The sequence below is a fragment of the Serratia sp. CY47280 genome (assembly GCF_052168655.1).
Classification (GTDB): domain Bacteria; phylum Pseudomonadota; class Gammaproteobacteria; order Enterobacterales; family Enterobacteriaceae; genus Serratia; species Serratia bockelmannii.
On record NZ_JBJNMG010000002.1, the window covers coordinates 545,944 to 565,839 of the forward strand.

The 19,896-nt window shown below is 63.2% G+C and carries 21 protein-coding genes; 15 read left to right on the forward strand and 6 right to left on the reverse strand.

Translation table 11 applies throughout. The features are described from left to right. Positions 1–45 precede the first annotated feature (45 nt). The 4 genes from ACJ8J4_RS12110 (at position 46) to ACJ8J4_RS12125 (ending at position 2,224) form a co-directional block, all read left to right on the forward strand. Entirely contained in the window at positions 46–756 is a 711-nt protein-coding gene (locus ACJ8J4_RS12110) for an AzlC family ABC transporter permease (RefSeq protein WP_442516071.1), read from the forward strand. Beyond that, positions 753–1,064 (forward strand): AzlD domain-containing protein, encoded by a 312-nt coding sequence (locus ACJ8J4_RS12115; RefSeq protein ID WP_043137027.1) that lies wholly within the window; start codon positions 753–755, stop codon positions 1,062–1,064. Before ACJ8J4_RS12110 ends, ACJ8J4_RS12115 begins: the two co-directional genes overlap by 4 nt. 69 nt (positions 1,065–1,133) lie before the next feature. After that, the gene (locus tag ACJ8J4_RS12120) at positions 1,134–1,703 is read left to right on the forward strand and encodes a helix-turn-helix domain-containing protein (protein ID WP_043137029.1); all 570 of its coding nucleotides are present in this window, start codon (positions 1,134–1,136) and stop codon (positions 1,701–1,703) included. A 2-nt stretch (positions 1,704–1,705) separates the two neighbouring features. Beyond that, positions 1,706–2,224 (forward strand): GNAT family N-acetyltransferase, encoded by a 519-nt coding sequence (locus tag ACJ8J4_RS12125; RefSeq protein WP_197835289.1) that lies wholly within the window; start codon positions 1,706–1,708, stop codon positions 2,222–2,224. A 3-nt stretch (positions 2,225–2,227) separates the two neighbouring features. Here ACJ8J4_RS12125 and ACJ8J4_RS12130 read toward each other — a convergent pair whose 3' ends face one another. The 3 genes from ACJ8J4_RS12130 to ompC form a co-directional block, all read right to left on the reverse strand. Beyond that, complete coding sequence (locus tag ACJ8J4_RS12130; RefSeq protein ID WP_164099770.1) at positions 2,228–3,058, reverse strand: 5'-nucleotidase, lipoprotein e(P4) family; 831 nt, start codon at positions 3,056–3,058, stop codon at positions 2,228–2,230. A 17-nt stretch (positions 3,059–3,075) separates the two neighbouring features. Further along, positions 3,076–3,927 carry a GNAT family N-acetyltransferase gene (locus tag ACJ8J4_RS12135; RefSeq protein ID WP_025302058.1) on the reverse strand — a complete coding sequence of 284 codons (852 nt, stop codon included), beginning with the start codon at positions 3,925–3,927 and terminating at the stop codon, positions 3,076–3,078. Positions 3,928–4,106: 179 nt separating this feature from the next. Next, positions 4,107–5,204 carry a porin OmpC gene (ompC, locus tag ACJ8J4_RS12140; protein WP_025302059.1) on the reverse strand — a complete coding sequence of 366 codons (1,098 nt, stop codon included), beginning with the start codon at positions 5,202–5,204 and terminating at the stop codon, positions 4,107–4,109. A 241-nt stretch (positions 5,205–5,445) separates the two neighbouring features. Between ompC and ACJ8J4_RS12145 the strand changes: the two genes are divergently transcribed. From ACJ8J4_RS12145 to dinG, 4 genes are all read left to right on the forward strand, one after another. Next, positions 5,446–6,102 carry a glutathione S-transferase family protein gene (locus ACJ8J4_RS12145; protein WP_025302060.1) on the forward strand — a complete coding sequence of 219 codons (657 nt, stop codon included), beginning with the start codon at positions 5,446–5,448 and terminating at the stop codon, positions 6,100–6,102. Positions 6,103–6,226: 124 nt separating this feature from the next. After that, positions 6,227–6,559, forward strand: coding sequence for a carboxymuconolactone decarboxylase family protein (locus ACJ8J4_RS12150; RefSeq protein WP_025302061.1), 333 nt, complete (start codon positions 6,227–6,229; stop codon positions 6,557–6,559). Further along, entirely contained in the window at positions 6,549–6,941 is a 393-nt protein-coding gene (locus ACJ8J4_RS12155; protein ID WP_089195663.1) for a tautomerase family protein, read from the forward strand. The genes ACJ8J4_RS12150 and ACJ8J4_RS12155 overlap by 11 nt, the downstream gene beginning before the upstream one ends. Positions 6,942–7,007: 66 nt before the next feature. Then, on the forward strand, positions 7,008–9,206 hold the full coding sequence (dinG, locus tag ACJ8J4_RS12160) for an ATP-dependent DNA helicase DinG (protein WP_197835291.1): 2,199 nt from the start codon (positions 7,008–7,010) through the stop codon (positions 9,204–9,206). On the opposite strand, the gene ACJ8J4_RS12165 is transcribed toward dinG, so the two are convergent. Beyond that, entirely contained in the window at positions 9,207–9,641 is a 435-nt protein-coding gene (locus ACJ8J4_RS12165; protein ID WP_025302064.1) for an Lrp/AsnC family transcriptional regulator, read from the reverse strand. Between the two features lie 136 nt (positions 9,642–9,777). Between ACJ8J4_RS12165 and ACJ8J4_RS12170 the strand changes: the two genes are divergently transcribed. Then, the gene (locus ACJ8J4_RS12170) at positions 9,778–10,686 is read left to right on the forward strand and encodes a DMT family transporter (protein ID WP_025302065.1); all 909 of its coding nucleotides are present in this window, start codon (positions 9,778–9,780) and stop codon (positions 10,684–10,686) included. A 3-nt stretch (positions 10,687–10,689) separates the two neighbouring features. Here ACJ8J4_RS12170 and prpR read toward each other — a convergent pair whose 3' ends face one another. Then, a complete protein-coding gene (gene prpR / locus ACJ8J4_RS12175; protein WP_025302066.1) occupies positions 10,690–12,291 on the reverse strand; it encodes a propionate catabolism operon regulatory protein PrpR in 1,602 nt (533 codons plus the stop codon). A 245-nt stretch (positions 12,292–12,536) separates the two neighbouring features. On the opposite strand from prpR, the gene prpB reads away from it, so the two are divergent. The 4 genes from prpB (at position 12,537) to ACJ8J4_RS12195 (ending at position 16,835) form a co-directional block, all read left to right on the forward strand. After that, positions 12,537–13,427: a methylisocitrate lyase gene (prpB, locus tag ACJ8J4_RS12180; RefSeq protein WP_141970065.1), complete on the forward strand. Its 891-nt coding sequence runs from the start codon at positions 12,537–12,539 to the stop codon at positions 13,425–13,427. A gap of 33 nt (positions 13,428–13,460) precedes the next feature. Further along, positions 13,461–14,624 (forward strand): bifunctional 2-methylcitrate synthase/citrate synthase, encoded by a 1,164-nt coding sequence (gene prpC / locus ACJ8J4_RS12185; protein WP_049203923.1) that lies wholly within the window; start codon positions 13,461–13,463, stop codon positions 14,622–14,624. A 50-nt stretch (positions 14,625–14,674) separates the two neighbouring features. After that, positions 14,675–16,126, forward strand: coding sequence for a bifunctional 2-methylcitrate dehydratase/aconitate hydratase (locus ACJ8J4_RS12190; RefSeq protein ID WP_089181668.1), 1,452 nt, complete (start codon positions 14,675–14,677; stop codon positions 16,124–16,126). Between the two features lie 79 nt (positions 16,127–16,205). Further along, entirely contained in the window at positions 16,206–16,835 is a 630-nt protein-coding gene (locus ACJ8J4_RS12195) for a LysE family translocator (protein WP_147822963.1), read from the forward strand. Here the strand turns inward: ACJ8J4_RS12195 and ACJ8J4_RS12200 are convergent. Further along, the gene (locus tag ACJ8J4_RS12200) at positions 16,832–17,671 is read right to left on the reverse strand and encodes a helix-turn-helix transcriptional regulator (protein WP_060447562.1); all 840 of its coding nucleotides are present in this window, start codon (positions 17,669–17,671) and stop codon (positions 16,832–16,834) included. The two genes, ACJ8J4_RS12195 and ACJ8J4_RS12200, sit on opposite strands and share 4 nt — an antisense overlap. A 99-nt stretch (positions 17,672–17,770) precedes the next feature. Between ACJ8J4_RS12200 and ACJ8J4_RS12205 the strand changes: the two genes are divergently transcribed. Together ACJ8J4_RS12205 and ACJ8J4_RS12210 are read left to right on the forward strand one after the other, a co-directional pair. Continuing rightward, a complete protein-coding gene (locus ACJ8J4_RS12205) occupies positions 17,771–19,195 on the forward strand; it encodes an MFS transporter (protein ID WP_025302072.1) in 1,425 nt (474 codons plus the stop codon). A gap of 57 nt (positions 19,196–19,252) precedes the next feature. Further along, on the forward strand, positions 19,253–19,882 hold the full coding sequence (locus tag ACJ8J4_RS12210; protein ID WP_043137069.1) for an FMN-binding negative transcriptional regulator: 630 nt from the start codon (positions 19,253–19,255) through the stop codon (positions 19,880–19,882). The last annotated feature ends 14 nt before the right edge of the window (positions 19,883–19,896 follow it).

A 19,896-nucleotide genomic window follows, 5' to 3' on the forward strand; every position in this document is an offset into this window, starting at 1 on the left:
TACGCCTGCGCCGTAAGCTGGCTTCTTCAACTCAAGGAGAAGCCCATGACTGATTCAATCCCCCTCATCACGCCGCCCTCCGCCCGCCTGCGCCCCGCGCTGCAGGGCGGGGTGGCTATCTTGCCGCTGTGCCTGGCGGTGGTGCCGTGGGGAGTACTGGCGGGCTCGATGGCCCTGCAAAGTGGCCTGACGCCGGCGCAGGGGCTGGGCATGTCGGCCATCGTGTTCGCCGGAGCGTCGCAGCTGGTGGCGATGGGCATGATCAAGGGCAGCGCCGGGCTGCTGGCGATCCTGCTGTCGACCTTTTTCGTCACCGCCCAGCATTTTCTTTACGCGCTGCGGCTGCGGGAGCGTATCGCGCCGCTGCCGTTGCGCTGGCGGCTGGCGCTGGGATTCTTGCTCACCGATGAACTGTTCGCGCTGACCGGCGAACAGACGCCGGCGCGTTTCAACCGCTGGTATGCGCTGGGCGCCGGGCTGACCTTTTACCTGTGCTGGTTTCTCTCCACGCTGCTTGGCATCGTGGCCGACGGCAGCGCCGGCGATCTGGACGGTTACGGGTTGGATTTCTCCATCGCCGCCACCTTTATCGCCATCGTGGTGCCGCTGGTGCGCAGCCTGCCGGTGTTGGCCTGCGTGCTGACCGCGCTGCTGCTTTCCATCGTGTTGCACCATTTCCAGACGCCGGGCGCATTGGTGATCGCCACCGTGGCGGCGATGCTGGTCGGGCTGCTGTGCAGCGGGGGACGCCGATGATCTGGCTGACGATCGTTTTGATGGGGCTGGTGGTGTTTTTCAACCGCTACTGTTTTCTGGCGCCCGGGTTGCCGCTGCGTCTGTCGCCGCGCGTTAAAACCCTGCTGAGCTTTTCCGTGCCGGCGGTGCTGACGGCGATCTGCGGGCCGATTGTCGCCTTCAGCGGCGACCAGCTGCGTGCCGCGCCGGATAACCCTTACCTGTGGGGGGCGGTGTTTGCGGTGATACTGGCGTTCTTTCTACGCAATATGCTGGCGGTGGTGTTGCTGAGCATGCTGATTTTCATCGCGCTGCGCGGCATTTTTTAAAATTCGCTTGCCATATCTCTAATTTGAGATTATTTCTCTTATATGGGATTTTTAAGCGGAGTATGAACGATGGATAACGGTTTGGAGATGGCCGACCTGAGGTTGGCGCAGCGGCTGGCGGATTTGCGCCAGCAGCGGGCGTGGTCGCTGGAGGAGTTGGCGCAGCGCACCGGCCTTAGCCGGGCGACGCTCTCGCGGGTGGAGCGCGCCGAGACCAGCCCGACGGCATCGTTGCTGAACCGGCTGTGCGCCGCCTACGGGTTAACCATGTCGCGCCTGTTGAGCGAAATCGAAGACGAACCGCCGGAGCTGCTGCGGCCGCCGCAACAGCCGGTGTGGGTCGATCGGGCCAGCGGTTTTCACCGTCGCTCCGTTTCCCCGCCCGCCGCATTGTATAAGGCCGAGTTTATCGAAGCCCGGCTGGATGCCGGCGCGCAGATCGATTACGACCTGCCGTCGATTCCAGCGCTGGAGCATCACCTCTGGCTATTGTCCGGGCAGCTGGAATTGACGCTGGAAGGGCGCGTTTTCCGGCTGTCGCCCGGCGACTGCCTGCGCTACCGCCTGTTCGGCGCCTCCCGTTTCCATGTCCCCGGCGATGAGCCGGCCCATTACACGCTCGTTATCTGCAGGCCATAGCCATGATTGAATTGCAACAGTGGGACGCCGATGCGGCGCAAAGTGCCATGGCCGAGTTGGCCGAGATGCTGCACGCCAGCGTGGCGCACGGCGCCAGCATCGGTTTTGTCATGCCCTTTACGCAGGAACAGGCTCAGGCATTTTGGCAGGGGTTGCTGCCGGCCATCGCGCGGGGAGAGCGTGCGATGCTGGTGGCGCTCGAGAACGGTCGGCCGGTCGGCACCGTGCAACTGCTGTTGGCGATGCCGGACAACGGCCGTCACCGGGCGGAAGTGGTCAAGCTGATGGTGCATCCGCAGGCGCGGCGGCAGGGCATCGCCCGGCTGTTGATGCAGGAAGTGCAGGCGCTGGCGGCGCGTCATCGGCGCAGCCTGTTGGTGCTGGACACCCTGAGCGGCAGCGCGGCGCAGGGATTGTACCGTCAATTGGGGTTCGAGGCGGCGGGCGATATCCCGCAATACGCCCGCGCCAGCGACGGCGGGGCGTTGGAGGCCACCTGCTATATGTACAAACTGCTGTGAGGCTTAGCGCCCGCGCCAGGCTTTGATCGCCTGTTGGCGCACCTGCAGCTTCTGCTGTGGCGTCAGCTTGTTGTAGTCGCGGGCCAGGCCGCTTTCCCAATCGCCGTACAGCGGGTTGGGCAGCACGATGAATTCGGTGCCGAACTTGTTCTGGTTCTCGCTGACGAACGCCCGGCGCTGCGCATTATCCTGGTGGTAAGTCGCGGCGCCGAAGTCGTTCAGGTTGTCGCCCGCGTACACCACGATGTCATAGCCGGCTTGTTTGATGGCGTCGAAGCGCGCCTGCTTATTGGAAGTGTCGGTACTGAGCAAGACGGTCTTTTCCGACATGCCGGTGAAGCCGAGCTTCTGCATGTTGGCCACCGTGGCAGCGTATTCGTTCTGCTTGCGGTTCGAGACGTAGAACATTGTTCCCTGATGAGCGTTAACGTAGCGGGCGAACGACACGGCACCCGGCACCGCGCCGGCCTGTTCGGCCTGCGTCCACTGGGCCCAGGTGGTGCCGTCGTACGGCTGGCCCTGCTGCGCCTGCCAGCCGGAGTAGGCGCTGTTGTCCAGCAGGGTTTCATCCAGATCGACCACCACCGCCTTTTTGCGGCCCGGTGCGGCCTTGGCCTGATCGAAGGCGCGCTGCGCGCTGTTGAACGCCTGATGCGCCAGCGCCTGGTATTCACCGGACTGTTGGAACCAGTTCACCGCCAGCACCGACTGATCCGCCAGCCGCTGCTGGGCCTGAGCGTCGGTATGCGGCGGCTGCGCGCAACCGGCCAGCGTCAGCAGCGCGACGCCAACTGCCGCGCCAAGGGTGAGTTTCCTTGCCTGTTTTCCTGCCATCGTTCTCTCTCTCGGTTTTAGTCTTGTGGGCTGTCCAGCAGCATATCCATCTCGAACTGGCGCAGGGGCTCCTGACGCCAGCCAAGATGCGTAAAGAAGGGGGCGGCCACCTCGGGCACAAAGACGTTGGCGGTCAGCGGCAAAGGGGCGAACTGCGCTTGCAGGGCGGCTAGCAAGGCGCGGGCATGCCCCTGACCGCGGTGCTGCGGGGGCACGTAGATCAGGCGCAGCCAGCAGTGCTCTGCGCCGGGTATCACCACGGCGTAGGCCTGACGATTGAGCGTATAGGCACGCGGTGTGCCCGGCAGCTTGAACAGCGATTCGGGGGCAATCAGCCAGGGCAGGTCGGTGGCGCCTTCCGCCGTCAGGCGATGGCTGACGGTCAACGGATCGACCGCCTGCAGCATCGCCGTGCCTGGCGGCACTTCCGCCGGCGCCTGGTGGCCGGTCAGGGTGCGCACGATGCGCAGCCCGGCGCGATGGTACAGCGCCAGCGCGGCTTCGTTGCCTTCGATCACTTCCAGCGACAGCCGATGGTCGCCGCGCTGACGGGCATCCGCCACCACCCGCTGCATCAGCGCCTTACCCAGCCCCTGACCGCGCATCTCGGGGCGTATGGAAAAGGCCGCGACCCGGCTGTGTCGGCCGCGACGGGCGATCAGCGCCACCGCCACCGGTTCCTGGCGATGGGTGACGATCAGGCTGTCGTTCAGGCTGAGGTCTTCGGCGCCGAAGCGGGCGGCGAAGGCCGGCCCGTCGAGCACGAAGCGTACAATGTAGTTTTCAAAACAGTGGGTGAGGATATTGGCCAGCTCGTCGCTGCTGTAGCGCACGGCGTTGTGGAAGTCGAAGCGTCCGTCGTTGTGCATGGCTGATTCCGCTCGGGGGAAAGCTATACATGTAGACCCGTTTGTTTTGCAAGGCAAGCGGGGGGATTCGTTGGCGGGGAAAATAAAAACAAAAAAGCCGGACGCAGCCGCCCGGCGAAATAAAACTCTGGGTATCAAGTGACGCTAAAGTTTGCAGTGGTGGTTATTCATTCATCACATCAGAACTGGTAGGTCAGGGCGAGAACAACGACGTCGTCGTTTTTCAGGCCCAGCTTGTTGTCGTCATCGAGCTGGTTGATTTTATATTCGACATAAGTGGACATGTTTTTGTTGAAGTAATAGGTCGCCGCCACGTCGAAATATTTCACCAGATCGACATCGCCGATGCCTTCAATATCTTTGCCTTTCTGCTGAACGTAACCCAGCGATGGGCGCAGACCGAAGTCGAACTGATATTGCGCGACCAATTCAATCCCTTCCGCTTTATTGGCGAAGCCGCTAACGGAGGTCGAATTGTTATTGATGGTGGCGGTGCCGGAAATAGGCGCAATATTGCGGCTCTGCGAATAAGTCGCGGCCAGGTAGACGTTGTTGTTGTCGTATTTCAGACCACCGGCCCAGATATCGGCCTTGTCGCCTTTACCGAAGGTGCCCGCTTTTTGCGTGGCGGTGCGGTTGGAAGAGGCATAGGCGGCACCCACGCTCAGGCCGTCGATGATTTCGTAGCTGGAGGAGAGGCCCCAACCGTCGCCGTTCGCCTTGCTGGCGGAGCGGCCGTCGTTTTCGTTCTTGCCCTGGTACTGCACGGCAAATTTCAGGCCGTCAACCAGACCGAAGAAGTTGTTATTACGGTAGGTGGCGACGCCGTTGGTGCGGCCGTTCATGAAGTTGTCGGTCTTGATATAAGCATCGTCGCCGAATTCAGGGATCATATCCGTCCAGGCGCCGACGTCGTAAATGATGCCGTAGTTGCGGCCGTAGTCGAAGGAGCCGAGATCCTTATATTTCAGACCGGCGAAACCCAGACGCGTTTTAGTGTCTTTAGTGCCGTCGGATTCAGTATGGTTGGCGGCGATCTGATATTCCCACTGGCCGTAGCCGGTCAGCATATCGTTAATCTGAGTCGCGCCTTTAAAGCCGATGCGGACGTAAGTTTTATCACCGTCGTTGCCGGCATCATCGGAGAAATAATGCAGGGCTTTTACACGGCCGTAAAAATCGAGCTTGTTGCCGTCTTTATTGTAGATTTCTGCTGCCTGTGCCGCTTGCGCAAGTAAAAGTGCCGGAATAATAACGGCCAGAAGATTACGTTTCATGGGTTACCCTGCTTTATTCGATTGAAAGACGCTTATCATCAGTTGCATTGCTGTTTCACTGTGCCGCCTGATTGTTGGCGGCGGAGAATTTTTACCGTAGTAATGTGATCTATTTATGACAAAAAATTCATTTTCATGTCGAACGATTAAAAAAGTCGCGCAAAGGGTGAATTTTTTCTTCAGCCGGCGGTCGGCGGCTGGTCTACAGTTATCGATACCTTGTTCCGCTGCGGGAGGAATCATGCACGATACTTATACTTTGTTCGGCACGCAGGGTTGCGGTTCGACGATCGTGGCCGCCGCGTTGGCGTTGACCGCGTTCCCCTGGGGCTATGAGGAGGTGGACTACACGCAGGACGGCCCGGAGCGCGATCGCCTGCTGGCGCTAAACCCGCTGGGCCAGGTGCCTACCTTGGTGTTGCCCAATGACGAAGTGATGACGGAGAGCGCGGCGATTATCCTGCTGCTGCACGATCGCGCACCGCATGCTGAACTGGCGCCGCCCGGCGGCTCGCCGCTGTTGCCGCGTTTTCTGCGCTGGCTGCTGTTCATTAACGCGGAGATTTACCCCACCTTCACCTATGCCGACCATCCGCAGCGCTGGCAGCCGCAGGCGGCGGGGGCGGAGCAGCTGAAAAATGCGGTGATGGATTATCGCGAGCGTTTATTGCAGCAGCTGAACGCCGCCGCCGGCGCAGCGGGCCCGTGGTTTCTCGGCAAGAGCTTCAGCGCGTTGGATCTGTACGTGGCGGTGATGTGCAACTGGCGGCCGGGCCGCGCGTGGTTCCGGCAGCACTGCCCGCGGCTGTACGCCATCGCCGAACGGGTGGAGCAGCGGCCGGAGCTGAATGCGCTGCTGAGCGCCCATTTCGACGGCGTTGCCCCACTGGAATCGTGAAACCTCCCCGCTGCCCGGCGGGGAACCCTCCCGTTTTTCTGAATCGAGACTGCCGAAAATCCCGATTTTCACTCGCTGCGGCGGCGGGTAGCGTAAGGCTATCCGCAACTGACAGGAGAGTGTGATGCCATCAGAATCCCAGGCCGGGCAACAGGCGTTCGGCGATATTGCCCCCAAGCTGGCGCAGCTCAGCGACAACATATTGTTTGACGATGTCTGGCAGCGGCCAGAGCTGAGCCCGCGCGAGCGCAGCCTGATCACCGTCGCCGCGCTGGTGGCGCTCAACCGCGTGGAACAGCTGCCGTTTCACCTGCAGCTGGCGCAGCGCAACGGCGTGGCGCGTCAGCAACTGGCCGAGCTCATCACCCATCTGGCGTTCTACGCCGGCTGGCCTGCAGCGGCATCGGCCGTGGCGCGCCTGCGCGAGCTGGAACCGGAGGCGCCCCATGCCGTTTAGCCGCATCGCCCTGCATCAGGGCAAATCCGCTGACTACCTGCAAACCTTGTCCGACAGCCTGCATCAGGCGCTGGTAGAGGCGTTCGAGGTGCCGCCGACGGACAAATTTCAGGTGATCGATCAATACCGCCCCGGTGAGCTTATCTACGATCGCGACTATCTCGGCGGGCCGCGCAGCGCGGATTTCGTGCTGTTTTACATCACCGCCGGGCGGCCGCGCGACAGCGACACCAAGCGGCGTTTCTACCGACGGCTGGCGGCGTTGCTGATGGAAAAGCTGCGGCTGAACCCCGAGGATGTGATGGTGGTGATCGCCACCACCCAGTTGGACGAGTGGTCGTTCGGCGGTGGTCGCGTCTCGATGATCGAGCCGCAGGCGTAACTCGGGCTGACGTCGCCGGCGGTCTGTGGGACAATAGCGCTATCATTTCGTTTAGATAAGAGTTGAATGGCGCTCTCCTCCGCAGTTAAAGATCAGATTGGCCAGTGGTACAAAGCCCTGCAGCAGCAAATACCGGATTTCATTTCCCGCGCGCCCCAGCGTCAGATGATCGCCGAGGTGGCGAAGACGTTGGCCGGTGACTACCCGCGCCATCTGGCGATCGAGGCGCCGACCGGCGTCGGTAAAACGCTGTCTTATCTGATCCCGGGCATCGCCGTCGGGCGGGCGGAGAGCAAGCCGCTGGTGGTGAGCACCGCCAACGTGGCGCTACAGGACCAGATCTACAGCAAAGATTTGCCGCTGCTGAAGAAGATTATCCCCGATCTGAAATTTACCGGTGCCTTTGGCCGCGGGCGTTACGTCTGCCCGCGTAACCTGGCGGCGATGAGCACCGACGTCAGTCAACAGGGCGATCTGACGCTGTTCCTCGACGACGAACTGGCGCCGTCCAGCGGCGAAGAGCAGGCGCTGTGCCAGAAACTGACCAAGGCGTTGGCTCGCTTCGAGTGGGACGGGCTGCGCGATCACTATCAGCAGAGCATCGACGATCCGCTGTGGGCCAAGCTGAGCACCGACAAGGCCAACTGCCTGGGGCGCAACTGCCACTACATTCGCGAATGCCCGTTCTATATTGCCCGCAAAGAGATCGAGAGCGCCGACGTGGTGGTGGCCAATCACGCGCTGGTGATGGCGGCGCTGGAGACGGAATCGGTGCTGCCGAACCCGAAAGAGCTGCTGCTGGTGCTGGACGAAGGCCATCATTTGCCTGAGGTGGCGCGCGACGCGCTGGAGATCGACGGGGAAATCACCGCGCTGTCGACCAACCTGCAGTTGGACATGATCGTGCGCCAGGTCGAGCAGTGCATGACGCAGTACCGGCCGAAGAATCCGCCGGGGCTGGCCAACAGCGAACGGCTGAAAAACCATTGCGAGGAGCTGCGCGAGCTGGTGCAGATCTTCGAGCATCAGGTCAGCGCCTACCTGCCCGGCGATAGCGTGGCGGCCGAGCACCGTTTTGAAATGGGCGAGCTGCCTGCGGAGATGGTGGAGAGCTGCGCACGGCTGTTTAAACTGACCGATGCATTACGCGGGCTGGCGGAGTTCGTGCTTAACGATCTTACCGAGCAGACCGGCAAGCACGACATCGTGCGTCTGCATCGCGCGATCATTCAGATGAGCCGCACGCTGGGCTATCTGGAGGCGATGAGCAAGCTGTGGCGGCTGGCGGCGCTCGACAAGTCGTCCAACGCGCCGATCTCCAAATGGGTCACGCGCGAGCTGCGCGATAACGTTACCCATCTGTATTTGCACTGCGTCGGCATCCGCGTCAGCGACCAGCTGGAGAAGCTGCTGTGGCGCAAGGTGCCGCACGTGGTGGTCACCTCGGCCACGCTGCGTTCACTGAACAGCTTCGCGCGTTTGCAGGAGATGAGCGGGCTGAGCGAGAAGGCCGGCGATCGCTTCGAAACGCTCTCTTCGCCGTTCAATCACGTCGAACAGGGCAAGATTGTCATTCCGCAGATGCGCTATGAACCGGCGCTCGCCAACGAGGCGGAGCACCTCGAGGAGATGGCGCGGTTTTTCCGCGCCGAGCAGGCGAGCGGCAAACACAAAGGCATGCTGATCCTGTTCAGCAGCCACCGGGCGATGCAGACTTTCCTCAGCTACGTGACCGATCTGCGGCTGATGCTGCTGGTGCAGGGCGACCAGCCGCGCTACCGGCTGGTGGAAGAGCACTGCAAGCGGGTGGAGAAGGGCGTCGCCAGCGTGCTGGTGGGGCTGCAATCGTTCGCCGAAGGGCTGGATCTGAAAGGCGAACTGCTGACCCAGGTGCATATTCACAAAATCGCGTTCCCGCCGATCGACAGCCCGGTGATCATCACCGAAGGCGAGTGGCTGAAATCACTGAAGCGCTATCCGTTCGAAGTGCAGAGCCTGCCGAGCGCCTCGTTCAACCTGATCCAGCAGGTCGGCCGACTGATCCGCAGTAACCAATGCTACGGCGAGATCGTGATCTACGATCGCCGGCTGTTGACCAAAAACTACGGTTCGCGGCTGTTGGCATCGCTGCCGGTGTTCCCGATTGAGCAGCGCGCGGTGCCGGAGGCCGACAAGGCGCATCTGGCGGCGCTGAAATCCGCCGCCGACGCGGCCAAAAAAGAGAAGAAGCGCGGCAACCCGTTCGCCCGCAAACGGCGGCGTTGATCAGAGCAGCGGCGGCAGGCGGCGCTTGACCGGCGTGGTTTTCACGATCGAGGTGTTGCTCTGCGCATGCTCGGCCAGCCGATCGAGGGTATGGTCGAGCTGTTCCATCGAGTGCGCCACCAGCCGCACGATAAAGCAGTCTTCGCCGGTCACCTTATCGCATTCGACCACTTCCGGGATCGCCTGAATCAGCTGCTCGACCTTCTTCAGCATGCCCGGCAGCGGCTTGATGCGCACCAGCGACTCGAAGGCATAGCCTACCGCCTGCAGATTGACGTTCAGGGTATAACCCTGGATCACGCCGCTTTCCTCCAGCCGCCGCAGTCTTTCCGACGTGCTCGGCGACGACAGGCCTACCTGCGCGCTCAGCGTCTTCAACGATGCGCGCGCATCTTCCGCCAGAATGGTCAGGATTTGGCGATCGATATCATCCATAACGCCTCCGTTAGGTATTTTCTTTATTATAGCTGCGAGAAAAAGGCAGTTAAGCATATCTGCCTTTTTTATGCTATGGAAAGCCGCCCCGCGAAGCCGCAAGCTATGTCTCTGGGCAAGCTTCGAGGAACGCAGAATGAATGCAGAGATAAAACGCGGATCGCTGGAGATGGCGGCGGCGATGTTGATTTCCGGCTCTATCGGCTGGTTTGTGTTGATGTCCGGCCAGCCGGTTATCAACGTGGTGTTTTGGCGCTGCGCGGTAGGCGCGCTGGTGCTGCTGGCGGTGTGCGGCGTATTGGGGCAGCTGCGACGCGATGCGCTGACGCGCGCCACGCTGCTGCTGGCGATCGCCGGCGGCGTCGCGCTGGTGATCAACTGGCTGCTGCTGTTTGCCGCCTATTCCTATGCCTCTATTTCCATCGCCACCGCGGTGTATAACACCCAGCCGTTTATGCTGGTGGGGCTGGGGGCGCTGTTTTTGGGGGAACGGCTGACCGCCCGCAAGCTGCTGTGGCTGGGGCTGGCGTTCGGCGGCATGATGCTGGTGGTGCTGGCGCAGCCGCGGCAGGCGGGGGAGCAGAGCCATTATCTGGCGGGCATCGCGCTGGCGCTCGGCGCGGCGTTTTTCTACGCCCTGATGGCGCTGGCGGCCAAGCGGCTGAAGGGCACGCCGCCGCATCTCATTGCGCTGATCCAGGTGACGGTAGGGGCGGTGATGCTGTTGCCGCTGGTGGATTTCCATGTTTCGGCCAGCGTTGGGCAGTGGGGGATGCTGGCGACGCTCGGCGTGCTGCACACCGGCCTGATGTACGTGTTGATGTACGGTGCGCTGCAGAAGCTGCCCACCAACCTGATCGGCTCGCTGTCGTTTATCTACCCGATCGCCGCCATGTTGGTGGATCGCCTGGCGTTTGGCCACCGCCTGTCGGCGTGGCAGCTGCTGGGCGCGGCGATCATCCTGCTGGCGGCGGCGGGCATGAACCTGCTGGGCGATCGGCGAGCGCGACTGCTGCCGGCCTCGGACGGCCGGCGCGCCGGCTGATGCTCAGTTCGGTTTTTTCAGCCGGCGCCATAAGGTGGTGCGGCTGATCCCGAGCAACCGGGCGGCGGCGGCGTGGTCGCCCCCGCACCGCGCCAGGGCTTCGTGGGCGGAGATGGGCGCCGCCTGCGTCTCGGGCGGCGTGACCGCCGCCAGCTCCGGCAACAGCCACTGCAGCGTTTCACCGCTCGGCGCTGCGCCGGTGCTCAGCATCAGCGCTACCCGTTCCATCATGTTGCGCAGTTCGCGCAGGTTGCCGGGCCAGGCGTAATGGCTTAGCGCGGCGTAACAGCCGGCCAGGGCGGTGCGCAGCGGCTCCGTCAGCGGCACGTCGAGCGCCGCCAGCGACTGTTTCAGAAAGTGTTCCGCCAGCATCGCAATATCGTCGCCGCGCGCCCGCAATGGCGGCAGCTGCAGCCGCAGGGCGCTCAGGCGATAAAACAGATCGGCGCGAAAACCGCCCCGTTGAATCGCCTGCTCCAGGCGGGTGTGGGTGGCGCTGATGACGCGAAAGTCGACCGTTACCGGCTGTTGCCCGCCCACCCGGGTGATAGTTTTCTCTTCCAGCGCGCGCAGCAGTCGCGTTTGCAGGTGCAGCGGCATTTCGCCGATCTCATCCAGAAACAGAGTGCCGCCGTTGGCGGTTTCCAGCAGCCCGCGCCGGCCGCCGCGCCGTGATCCGGTGAAGGCGCCTTCCTCATAGCCGAACAGTTCCGCCTCCAGCAGCGATTCGGCGATGGCGCCGCAGTTGATGGCGACGAACGGCGGCGTCGCGCCCCTGGACGGTGCGCCGCGCCGGGAAAAGTATTCGCGGTGGATTGCCTGCGCCGCCAGCTCTTTGCCAGTGCCGGTTTCTCCTTCAATTAATACCGCCGCCGGCGAGCGGGCGTACAACATGATGGTGCGCCGGGTCTGCTCCATCTGCGGGGAGTCGCCCTGCAAATCGCCCAGCCCATAGCGTGGCTGCAGGGTATCGCGTGCGGCGTAATCGCCGCCGCGTTTGCCGCCGCTCAGCATCAGGCGCGTTACGTCCAGCGCATCGCTGAAGGCGGCGCGCAGGGTGGCGGCGGAATAGAGAAAAATGGCGGTGAGCCCGGCCTCTTCCGCCAGATCGCTGATGAGGCCGGCGCCGACCACCGCCTGAATACCGGCGGCTTTCAGCTCGGCGATCTGGCCGCGGGCGTCCTCTTCGGTGACGTAACTGCGCTGTTCCAGCGGCAGATCGAAGGTTTGCTGGAACTCCATCAGTGCGGGCAAAGGCGTTTTATAGGTGATGACGCCGATCCGATCGGCGGTTCTGCGCGCCTTGCTCAGCGCCTGCAGCAGGTCGAAGCCGCCGGGCTTGACCAGGATGACCGGCACCGACAGGCGACTTTTCAGGTAGGCGCCGTTGGAGCCGGCGGCGATGATGGCGTCGCAAGGCTCGGTCGCCAGGCGTGCGCGGATGTGCTGCACCGCCTCCTCGAAGCCGAGACGGATCGGGGTGATGGTCGCCAGATGGTCGAACTCGAGGCTGATGTCCCGGAACAGATCGAACAGGCGGGTGATGGAGACGGTCCAGATCACCGGTTTGTCCGGCGCGCGGGATGGCGTGATGTGATCGCTCATGGTGGGTTACCGAATGGAAGTGGCTGCATTAGGTGTAGCCCGGTTTCAGTTATGTTTCAAATTTACTGTGTGAAAAAACGATTGAAACGTTAACTGAAACGTTTTTTATCCCTTTGCCAGGCCAATGGCGCTGAATATGTTGTAACTCACTTATTTTTATCGTTTTTAATTTTTCCCCTCACCGAAGTGAAACCTGGCCCGCTCCTTGCTCTATCTGTTTCATCTGGCTAATCGGAGAAAACGTCATGACGCTGCGCTCACCCGGGCTCGCCTTTCGTCAGGCCCTGAGTAAAGAAAAACCCCTGCAAATCGCCGGCGCGATCAACGCCAACCATGCCTTGCTGGCTCAGCGGGCCGGATTCCAGGCCATCTATCTTTCCGGCGGCGGTGTGGCGGCCGGTTCGCTGGGATTGCCGGACCTGGGCATTTCGACGCTGGACGATGTGTTGACCGATATTCGCCGCATCACCGACGTCTGCCCGCTGCCGCTGCTGGTGGATGTCGACAGCGGTTTCGGCGCTTCGGCGTTCAATGTCGCCCGCACGGTGCGCTCGGTGAGCAAGGCCGGGGCGGCGGCGCTGCATATCGAAGATCAGGTCGGCGCCAAGCGCTGCGGCCATCGGCCCAATAAGGCCATCGTCTCCACCGAAGAGATGGTGGATCGCATCAAGGCGGCGGTAGATGCGCGCAGCGATCCGGACTTCGTGATCATGGCGCGCACCGACGCGCTGGCGGTGGAGGGGCTGGAAGCGGCCATCGAGCGCGCTCAGGCTTACGTGGCGGCCGGGGCCGACATGCTGTTCCCGGAAGCGATCACCGAACTGGGCATGTACCGCCGTTTCGCCGAAGCGACGCAGGTGCCGATCCTCGCCAACATCACCGAATTCGGCGCGACGCCGCTGTTCACTACCGAGGAGCTGCGCAGCGCCCAGGTGGATATGGCGCTGTATCCGCTGTCGGCCTTCCGGGCGATGAACCGGGCGGCGGAGCGGGTGTACCGCACTTTGCGCGAGGAGGGCACGCAGAAAAGCGTCATCGACACCATGCAGACCCGCAACGAGCTGTATGAAAGCATCAACTACTATTTGTTTGAAGAGAAACTCGACGCCCTGTTTGCTCGCCAGCGCGACGAATAGGCGCTATTCACGCAGAAGCCAAATGAGGACAGTATGAGCCAAGCGATCCCCCCGCAAAGCCCGACTGGCGTTAAGCCGAAAAAATCCGTGGCGTTATCCGGCGTGCCCGCCGGGAATACCGCGCTGTGTTCCGTAGGGCGCAGCGGCAACGATCTGCACTACCGTGGTTACGACATCCTCGACCTCGCGCGCCACTGCGAGTTTGAAGAGGTCGCCCACCTGCTGATCCACGGCAAGTTGCCCAACCGCGACGAGCTGCAGGCCTATAAACACCGTCTCAAGGCGCTGCGCGGCCTGCCCGCCAGCGTGCGCACGGTGCTGGAGGCGCTGCCGGCGGCGTCTCACCCTATGGACGTGATGCGCACCGGCGTTTCGGCCCTCGGCTGCACGCTGCCGGAAAAAGAGCAGCACGGCGCGGCCGGCGCGCGCGACATCGCCGATCGGCTGCTGGCGTCGTTGGGATCGATGCTGCTCTACTGGTATCACTACAGCCACAACGGCGAGCGCATTCAGCCGGAGACCGACGACGATTCCATCGGCGGCCACTTCCTGCACCTGCTGCACGGCGAGGCGCCTTCCGCCAGCTGGGAACAGGCCATGCACGCGTCATTGATCCTGTACGCCGAGCATGAGTTCAACGCCTCGACCTTCGCCGGTCGGGTGATCGCCGGCACCGGATCCGACGTCTATTCGGCGATCGTCGGCGCCATTGGCGCGCTGCGCGGGCCGAAGCACGGCGGCGCCAACGAGGTGTCGCTGGAGATCCAGCAACGCTATGAAACGCCGGACGAAGCGGAAGCCGACATTCGCCGCCGCATCGACAACAAAGAGGTGGTGATTGGCTTCGGGCACCCGGTGTACACCGTCTCCGATCCGCGCCATCAGGTGATCAAAGAGATCGCGCTGCGCCTGTCGCAGGAAGCGGGGGCGATGAAGCTGTATGACATCGCCGATCGGCTGGAAAGCGTGATGCACGACACCAAAAAGATGTTCCCCAACCTCGACTGGTTCTCGGCGGTGTCTTACCACCAGCTGGGGGTGCCCACCGAAATGTTCACGCCGCTGTTTGTCATGGCGCGCGTCAGCGGCTGGTCGGCGCACATCATCGAGCAACGGCAGGACAACAAAATCATTCGCCCGTCCGCCAACTATACCGGGCCGGAAGCGCGGGCGTTCGTACCGCTGGATCAGCGCTGAGCGCCGGTCGTTATCGTGTCGTTTTCACTCTGGAGCCTTTGGGAATCATGATGCTTGAGTCTGCCAATACCCGCCGTCCGCCGTTCGATCGCGAAATGGTCGATATCGTCGATTATGTGATGAAAGAGGCCGTCGATACCCCGGCGGCATACCGCACCGCTCACTATTGCCTGCTCGATACCCTCGGCTGCGGGCTGGAGGCGCTGAGCTACCCGGCCTGCAAGAAACTGATGGGGCCGGTGGTGCCGGGCGCCGAGGTGCTGAACGGCAGCCGGGTGCCCGGCACCCGTTTCCAACTGGATCCGGTGCAGGCGGCGTTCAATATCGGCGCCATGATCCGCTGGCTCGATTTCAACGACACCTGGCTGGCGGCGGAGTGGGGCCATCCGTCGGATAACCTGGGCGGGATCCTGGCGGTGGCCGACTGGCTATCGCGCCAGGCGGTGGCGGCGGGCAAGGCGCCGCTGACCATGCGGCAGGTGCTGATCGCCATGATCAAGGCGCATGAGATCCAGGGCTGCCTGGCGCTGGAAAACGCCTTCAACCGGGTAGGGTTGGATCACGTGCTGCTGGTGAAGGTGGCGTCCACCGCGGTGGTGGCGCAGCTGCTCGGCCTGAGCCGCGAGGCGATCCTGAATGCGGTGTCGCTGGCGTGGGTGGACGGGCAGTCGCTGCGTACCTATCGCCACGCGCCGAACGCCGGCACCCGCAAATCCTGGGCGGCGGGGGATGCGACCGCCCGCGCGGTGCGGTTGGCGCTGATGGCCGCCACCGGCGAAATGGGCTACCCCTCGGCGCTGACGGCACCGACCTGGGGATTCTACGACGTCTCGTTCAACGGCAAACCTTTCCGCTTCCAGCGGCCGTACGGCGCGTATGTGATGGAGAACGTGCTGTTTAAAATTTCGTTCCCGGCGGAGTTCCATGCCCAGACCGCCGTGGAGGCGGCCATGACGCTGCACCGCCAGATGCAGGCCGCCGGCAAAACCGCCGCCGACATCGCCAGGGTGAGCATCCGCACCCACGAGGCTTGCCTGCGCATTATCGACAAGCAGGGGCCGCTGGATAACCCGGCGGATCGCGATCACTGCATTCAGTATATGGTGGCGATCCCATTGCTGTTCGGCCGGCTGACGGCGGCGGATTACGAAGACCGGGTGGCCGAAGATCCGCGTATCGACGCATTGCGTAGCAAGATCCACTGCCATGAAGATCCCGCTTTCACGCGCGATTATCACGATCCGGAAAAGCGCTCGATCGCCAATGCGCTGACGGTAGAGTTCGCCGACGGCAGCCGTCTGGATGAGGTGGCGGTGGAGTATCCTATCGGCCATGCGCGGCGGCGCGAAGAGGGCATCCCCCTGCTGATCGAGAAGTTCAAAATCAACCTGGCGCGCCAGTTCCCAGCCCTGCAGCAGCAGCGCATTCTCGAGGTGTCGCTGGACCGCCAGCGGCTGGCGCAGATGCCGGTCAACGAGTATCTCGATTTGTGGGTGATCTGAGGTGAGCGGCGCTGACAAGCCACGTCGGCGTCGCTATGATGGACGCTCCATCCCCGTCCGTCTTCTTATCAGGTGATTCATGATTGATGCCGCAACGTTGTTGTTGTTTTCCGGTGCCTGCGTGGCGCTGGCGCTGACCCCCGGCCCGGATATGCTGCTGATCGCTTCGCGCAGCGTCAGCCAGGGGCGGCGCGCCGGTTTCGCTTCGCTGGCGGGCATTCAGCTCGGCACATACTGCCACGCGCTGGCGGCGGCGCTGGGGTTGTCGCAACTGTTCGTCGCGGTGCCGCTGGCTTACGACGCGGTGAGAATGTTGGGCGCCGCCTATCTGCTCTACCTGGCGTGGAAAACGCTGCGATCCGGCAGCAGTCTGCAGGCTTCTGCCGGGTTGCAGGCCGTGCCGACGGCGCGAATTTTCCGTCAGGGACTGTTCACCAACATCCTCAACCCGAAAATGGCACTGTTCGTGCTGGCGCTGTTCCCCCAGTTTATCGATCCGCGTGCCGGCTCGGTGGTGGTACAGATGCTGGCGCTGGCGACGGTGCTGAATCTGGTGGGGTTGCTGATTAACGGCGGGGTGATCCTGGCGGTCAGCCGCATGAAAAGCCGCTTCGCCGGCCGCCGCTTCAGCGCCCGCTGGCCGAACTACCTGCTGAGCGGCGTATTTGCCGGGCTGGCCTGCAAGCTCATTTTCGACAGCCGCCGCTAACCCTCGCGCAGCAGCGCTTCAAACGCCGCGCTGGCCGGTTCGTCCGGCAGCGCGCTGTACATCACCAGCCGCAGGTGGTTCTCTTCGTCGACGATGAAAGAGGCGTGGTCAAAGGTGACCGGGCCGATTGCCGGGACGATGAAGCTGCGCCGCCCCTGGCAACGTCCGTGAATGTCATGCTGCCGCCAGAGCTGGCGGAATTGCGGCGATACCTGCTCCAGCGCCTGTACCCGTTGGCGCATCACCTCATCCTCCGGCGCACGGGCGTAGTCGCGGCGGAAGCTGGCCAGGATTTGCGGCGCCTGCGCCCGCCACTCCAGCAGGCGCGCATTGAGCTGCGGATCGGCAAACAGCATCCACAACATGTTGCGTTCTTGCGCCGGGCGATCGCCGATGGCGAACAGCCGCTGCGCCGCCGGATTCCAGGCGATGATGTCCCAACTCAGGTTCATGACGTAGGCCGGCCGCAGCGTCAAATCGTCCAGCAGGCGCCGCACCAACGGCGAAACCTGGCACCACTGATGCCCAACCGGCACCGGCGGGCGCTGATGCGCCAATAAGAACAGGTGGTAGCGGCCGGCGGCGTCGAGCTGCAGCACCCGCGCCAGATTTTCCAAAAACGTCACCGACGCATTGATTTCCCTGCCTTGCTCCAGCCAGGTGTACCAGGTGAGGCCGACGCCGGCCAGCGCCGCCACCTCCTCGCGCCGCAATCCCGGCGTGCGGCGGCGGCTGCCGCTTGGCAAGCCGACTGACTCTGGTGACAGTTGTTCTCGCTTTTGCCGCAGAAAATCCCCCAGTTCGTGGCGGGTGCGTTCGAGGGTGCGTGGGGGCATGTCGGCCGTCCTGTTGCTGTCAGTAATAGTATAAATGGCTATATAGTAACAGTTTAAACCCTGTTCCATACTGCGGCCATCATAATCTCTGGAGGTGGTATGGAACATTCATTATCTCGTGAGCGGCGAGGGCTGCCCGGCCTGCCGGTGCTGCTGTTGGGCGGGTTCGTCACGGTGTTCGATCTGTTCGTGGTCAACGTGGCGGCGCCGGTGATCCAGCGGCAGTTCGCCGCCGATTTCGCCGGGATCGGTTTGATCGTCGCCGGTTATGAGCTGGCGTTTGGGGTGCTGTTGATCGCCGGTGGGCGTTTGGGCGATCGCTTCGGGCGTCGGCGCTTGTTCAGCCTCGGCATGCTGGGATTCACGCTGAGCTCCCTGTTGTGCGGGCTGGCGGGATCGCTCGGCCTGCTGATCGCCGCGCGTATTCTGCAGGGGGCGACGGCGGCGCTGTTGTTCCCGCAAATTTACGCCTTGATGCGGGTCCTGTACGCGCCGCAACAGCGGCGGCGCGCCTTCGCTTGGCTGGGCATGACGCTGGGATTGGCGGCGATCTTCGGCCAGATCCTCGGCGGATTTATCATCGAGGCTAACCTGTTCGGCAGCGGCTGGCGCATGATCTTTTTGATCAATTTGCCGATCGGCGCACTGGCGCTGTGGGCGGCGCGGCGCATTCCCGAATCGCGCGTGGCGCAGGCGCAGCGGCTGGACGGCGTTGGCCTGTGGCTGGCGGCGACCGGCCTGTCGCTGTTGTTGCTGCCGTTGCTGGAGGGGCCGGCGCGCGGCTGGCCGTGGTGGATAGCGCCGATGTTGGCGTTAGCGATGCTGACGCTGTGGGGCTTTCTGCGTTGGGAGCGCCGTCTGGCGCAGCGCGGTGATGATGCGGTGCTCGATCCGGCGCTGTTCCGTCAGGCGGGCTTCGCGCCGGGCATGGCGGTGGTGCTGGCGATTTATGCCACCGCCTCCTCGTTTTTCTTGTGTTTCGCACTGCTGTTGCAGGCGGGGGCGGGGCTGACGCCTTTTCAGGCGGGCAGCCTGTTCGCCCCGGCCAGCGCGGCCTTTATGCTGGCGTCGATGCTGGCGCCCCGGCTGGCGCTGCGTTGGGGCAATGGCGTACTGAGCGTGGGCGTGGCGATTTACGCCGCCGGGTTGGCGCTATTGATGGCGCAGGCGCTGTGGGGTGAGGCGCTGGCGCACCCTCTGCGGCTGCTGCCGGGGTTAGTGGTGCTGGGATTCGGTCAGGCGCTGAGCATGACGCCGCTGCTGAATCTGGTGCTGGGTTTGGCGCCGGAGCGGCAGGCGGGCATGGCGGCGGGTCTGGTTGCCACCGTGCAGCAGGTGGGGGGCGCGCTGGGCATCGTGGTCAGCGGCGTCGCTTTTGTGCCGCTGTTGGCGAGCGGCGGCGCAGCGGAGCGCTATGCCCAGGCCTTTGCCGGCGCCATGGTATTTAATCTGTTGGCGATGGGCATCGCCCTGCTGTTGTTAAACCGGATCACTCGAAATACTCAGAAAGCGGATCTTAAGTAGGCCGCCGGCGGGTGCTTTACTGTTGTCATCATGAGAGAGCGATAAGGAGCCACACTGATGTTTCAACCCGCCACATTTCGCGAAGACAATCTGGATGCCCAACTGGCGCTGGTGCGCGCCCACCCGTTGGGGCTATTGGTCAGCCACGGCGAGCAGGGATTAACGGCCGATCCGCTGCCGTTTCTGGCCGATGTCGAACAGGGGCAGATCCGGCTGCGGGCGCACCTGTCGCGCGCCAACGCTCACTGGCGACGGCTGCAGCACGCGGCGGAATGCCTGGTGATTTTTCAGGGCGTGGAGGGCTATGTGTCGCCCGGCTGGTACCCGAGCAAGCGCCAGACCGGCAAAGTGGTGCCGACCTGGAACTACAGCATGGTGCAGCTGTATGGCGTGCCGACGGTGACGGACGATCCGGCCTGGCTGCGCCGCCAGCTGATCGACCTGACGGCACAACAGGAAGGGCGCCGCCCGGCGCCCTGGCGGCTCGACGACGCGCCGGCCAACTATATCGCCGCACAGCTTAAAGGCATCGTCGGTATCGAGATCGCCGTTACCCGGCGCGAAGGCAAATGGAAAATGAGCCAAAACCGCAGCGCCGACGATGCCGGCGGGGTGATCGCCGGGCTGCGCGAGGGCGATGACGCGCAGCGGCGACTGGCGGCGGAGGTTGAGCGGCGGCGCGGATAGGGTATGCTAACCGA

What these genes read in the sequence shown, in the direction of transcription:
- ACJ8J4_RS12120 (WP_043137029.1), top strand. Translation starts at nt 1,134, where the DNA reads ATGGATAACGGTTTGGAGATGGCCGACCTGAGGTTGGCGCAGCGGCTG.
- ACJ8J4_RS12170 (WP_025302065.1), top strand. Translation starts at nt 9,778, where the DNA reads ATGAATGCAGAGATAAAACGCGGATCGCTGGAGATGGCGGCGGCGATG.
- ACJ8J4_RS12145 (WP_025302060.1), top strand. Translation starts at nt 5,446, where the DNA reads ATGCACGATACTTATACTTTGTTCGGCACGCAGGGTTGCGGTTCGACG.
- ACJ8J4_RS12190 (WP_089181668.1), top strand. Translation starts at nt 14,675, where the DNA reads ATGCTTGAGTCTGCCAATACCCGCCGTCCGCCGTTCGATCGCGAAATG.
- ACJ8J4_RS12195 (WP_147822963.1), top strand. Translation starts at nt 16,206, where the DNA reads ATGATTGATGCCGCAACGTTGTTGTTGTTTTCCGGTGCCTGCGTGGCG.
- ACJ8J4_RS12125 (WP_197835289.1), top strand. Translation starts at nt 1,706, where the DNA reads ATGATTGAATTGCAACAGTGGGACGCCGATGCGGCGCAAAGTGCCATG.
- ACJ8J4_RS12110 (WP_442516071.1), top strand. Translation starts at nt 46, where the DNA reads ATGACTGATTCAATCCCCCTCATCACGCCGCCCTCCGCCCGCCTGCGC.
- ACJ8J4_RS12210 (WP_043137069.1), top strand. Translation starts at nt 19,253, where the DNA reads ATGTTTCAACCCGCCACATTTCGCGAAGACAATCTGGATGCCCAACTG.
- ACJ8J4_RS12165 (WP_025302064.1), bottom strand. Translation starts at nt 9,641, where the DNA reads ATGGATGATATCGATCGCCAAATCCTGACCATTCTGGCGGAAGATGCG.
- ACJ8J4_RS12150 (WP_025302061.1), top strand. Translation starts at nt 6,227, where the DNA reads ATGCCATCAGAATCCCAGGCCGGGCAACAGGCGTTCGGCGATATTGCC.
- ACJ8J4_RS12115 (WP_043137027.1), top strand. Translation starts at nt 753, where the DNA reads ATGATCTGGCTGACGATCGTTTTGATGGGGCTGGTGGTGTTTTTCAAC.
- ACJ8J4_RS12130 (WP_164099770.1), bottom strand. Translation starts at nt 3,058, where the DNA reads ATGGCAGGAAAACAGGCAAGGAAACTCACCCTTGGCGCGGCAGTTGGC.
- ACJ8J4_RS12205 (WP_025302072.1), top strand. Translation starts at nt 17,771, where the DNA reads ATGGAACATTCATTATCTCGTGAGCGGCGAGGGCTGCCCGGCCTGCCG.
- ompC (WP_025302059.1), bottom strand. Translation starts at nt 5,204, where the DNA reads ATGAAACGTAATCTTCTGGCCGTTATTATTCCGGCACTTTTACTTGCG.
- prpB (WP_141970065.1), top strand. Translation starts at nt 12,537, where the DNA reads ATGACGCTGCGCTCACCCGGGCTCGCCTTTCGTCAGGCCCTGAGTAAA.
- ACJ8J4_RS12200 (WP_060447562.1), bottom strand. Translation starts at nt 17,671, where the DNA reads ATGCCCCCACGCACCCTCGAACGCACCCGCCACGAACTGGGGGATTTT.
- ACJ8J4_RS12135 (WP_025302058.1), bottom strand. Translation starts at nt 3,927, where the DNA reads ATGCACAACGACGGACGCTTCGACTTCCACAACGCCGTGCGCTACAGC.
- prpC (WP_049203923.1), top strand. Translation starts at nt 13,461, where the DNA reads ATGAGCCAAGCGATCCCCCCGCAAAGCCCGACTGGCGTTAAGCCGAAA.
- prpR (WP_025302066.1), bottom strand. Translation starts at nt 12,291, where the DNA reads ATGAGCGATCACATCACGCCATCCCGCGCGCCGGACAAACCGGTGATC.
- ACJ8J4_RS12155 (WP_089195663.1), top strand. Translation starts at nt 6,549, where the DNA reads ATGCCGTTTAGCCGCATCGCCCTGCATCAGGGCAAATCCGCTGACTAC.
- dinG (WP_197835291.1), top strand. Translation starts at nt 7,008, where the DNA reads ATGGCGCTCTCCTCCGCAGTTAAAGATCAGATTGGCCAGTGGTACAAA.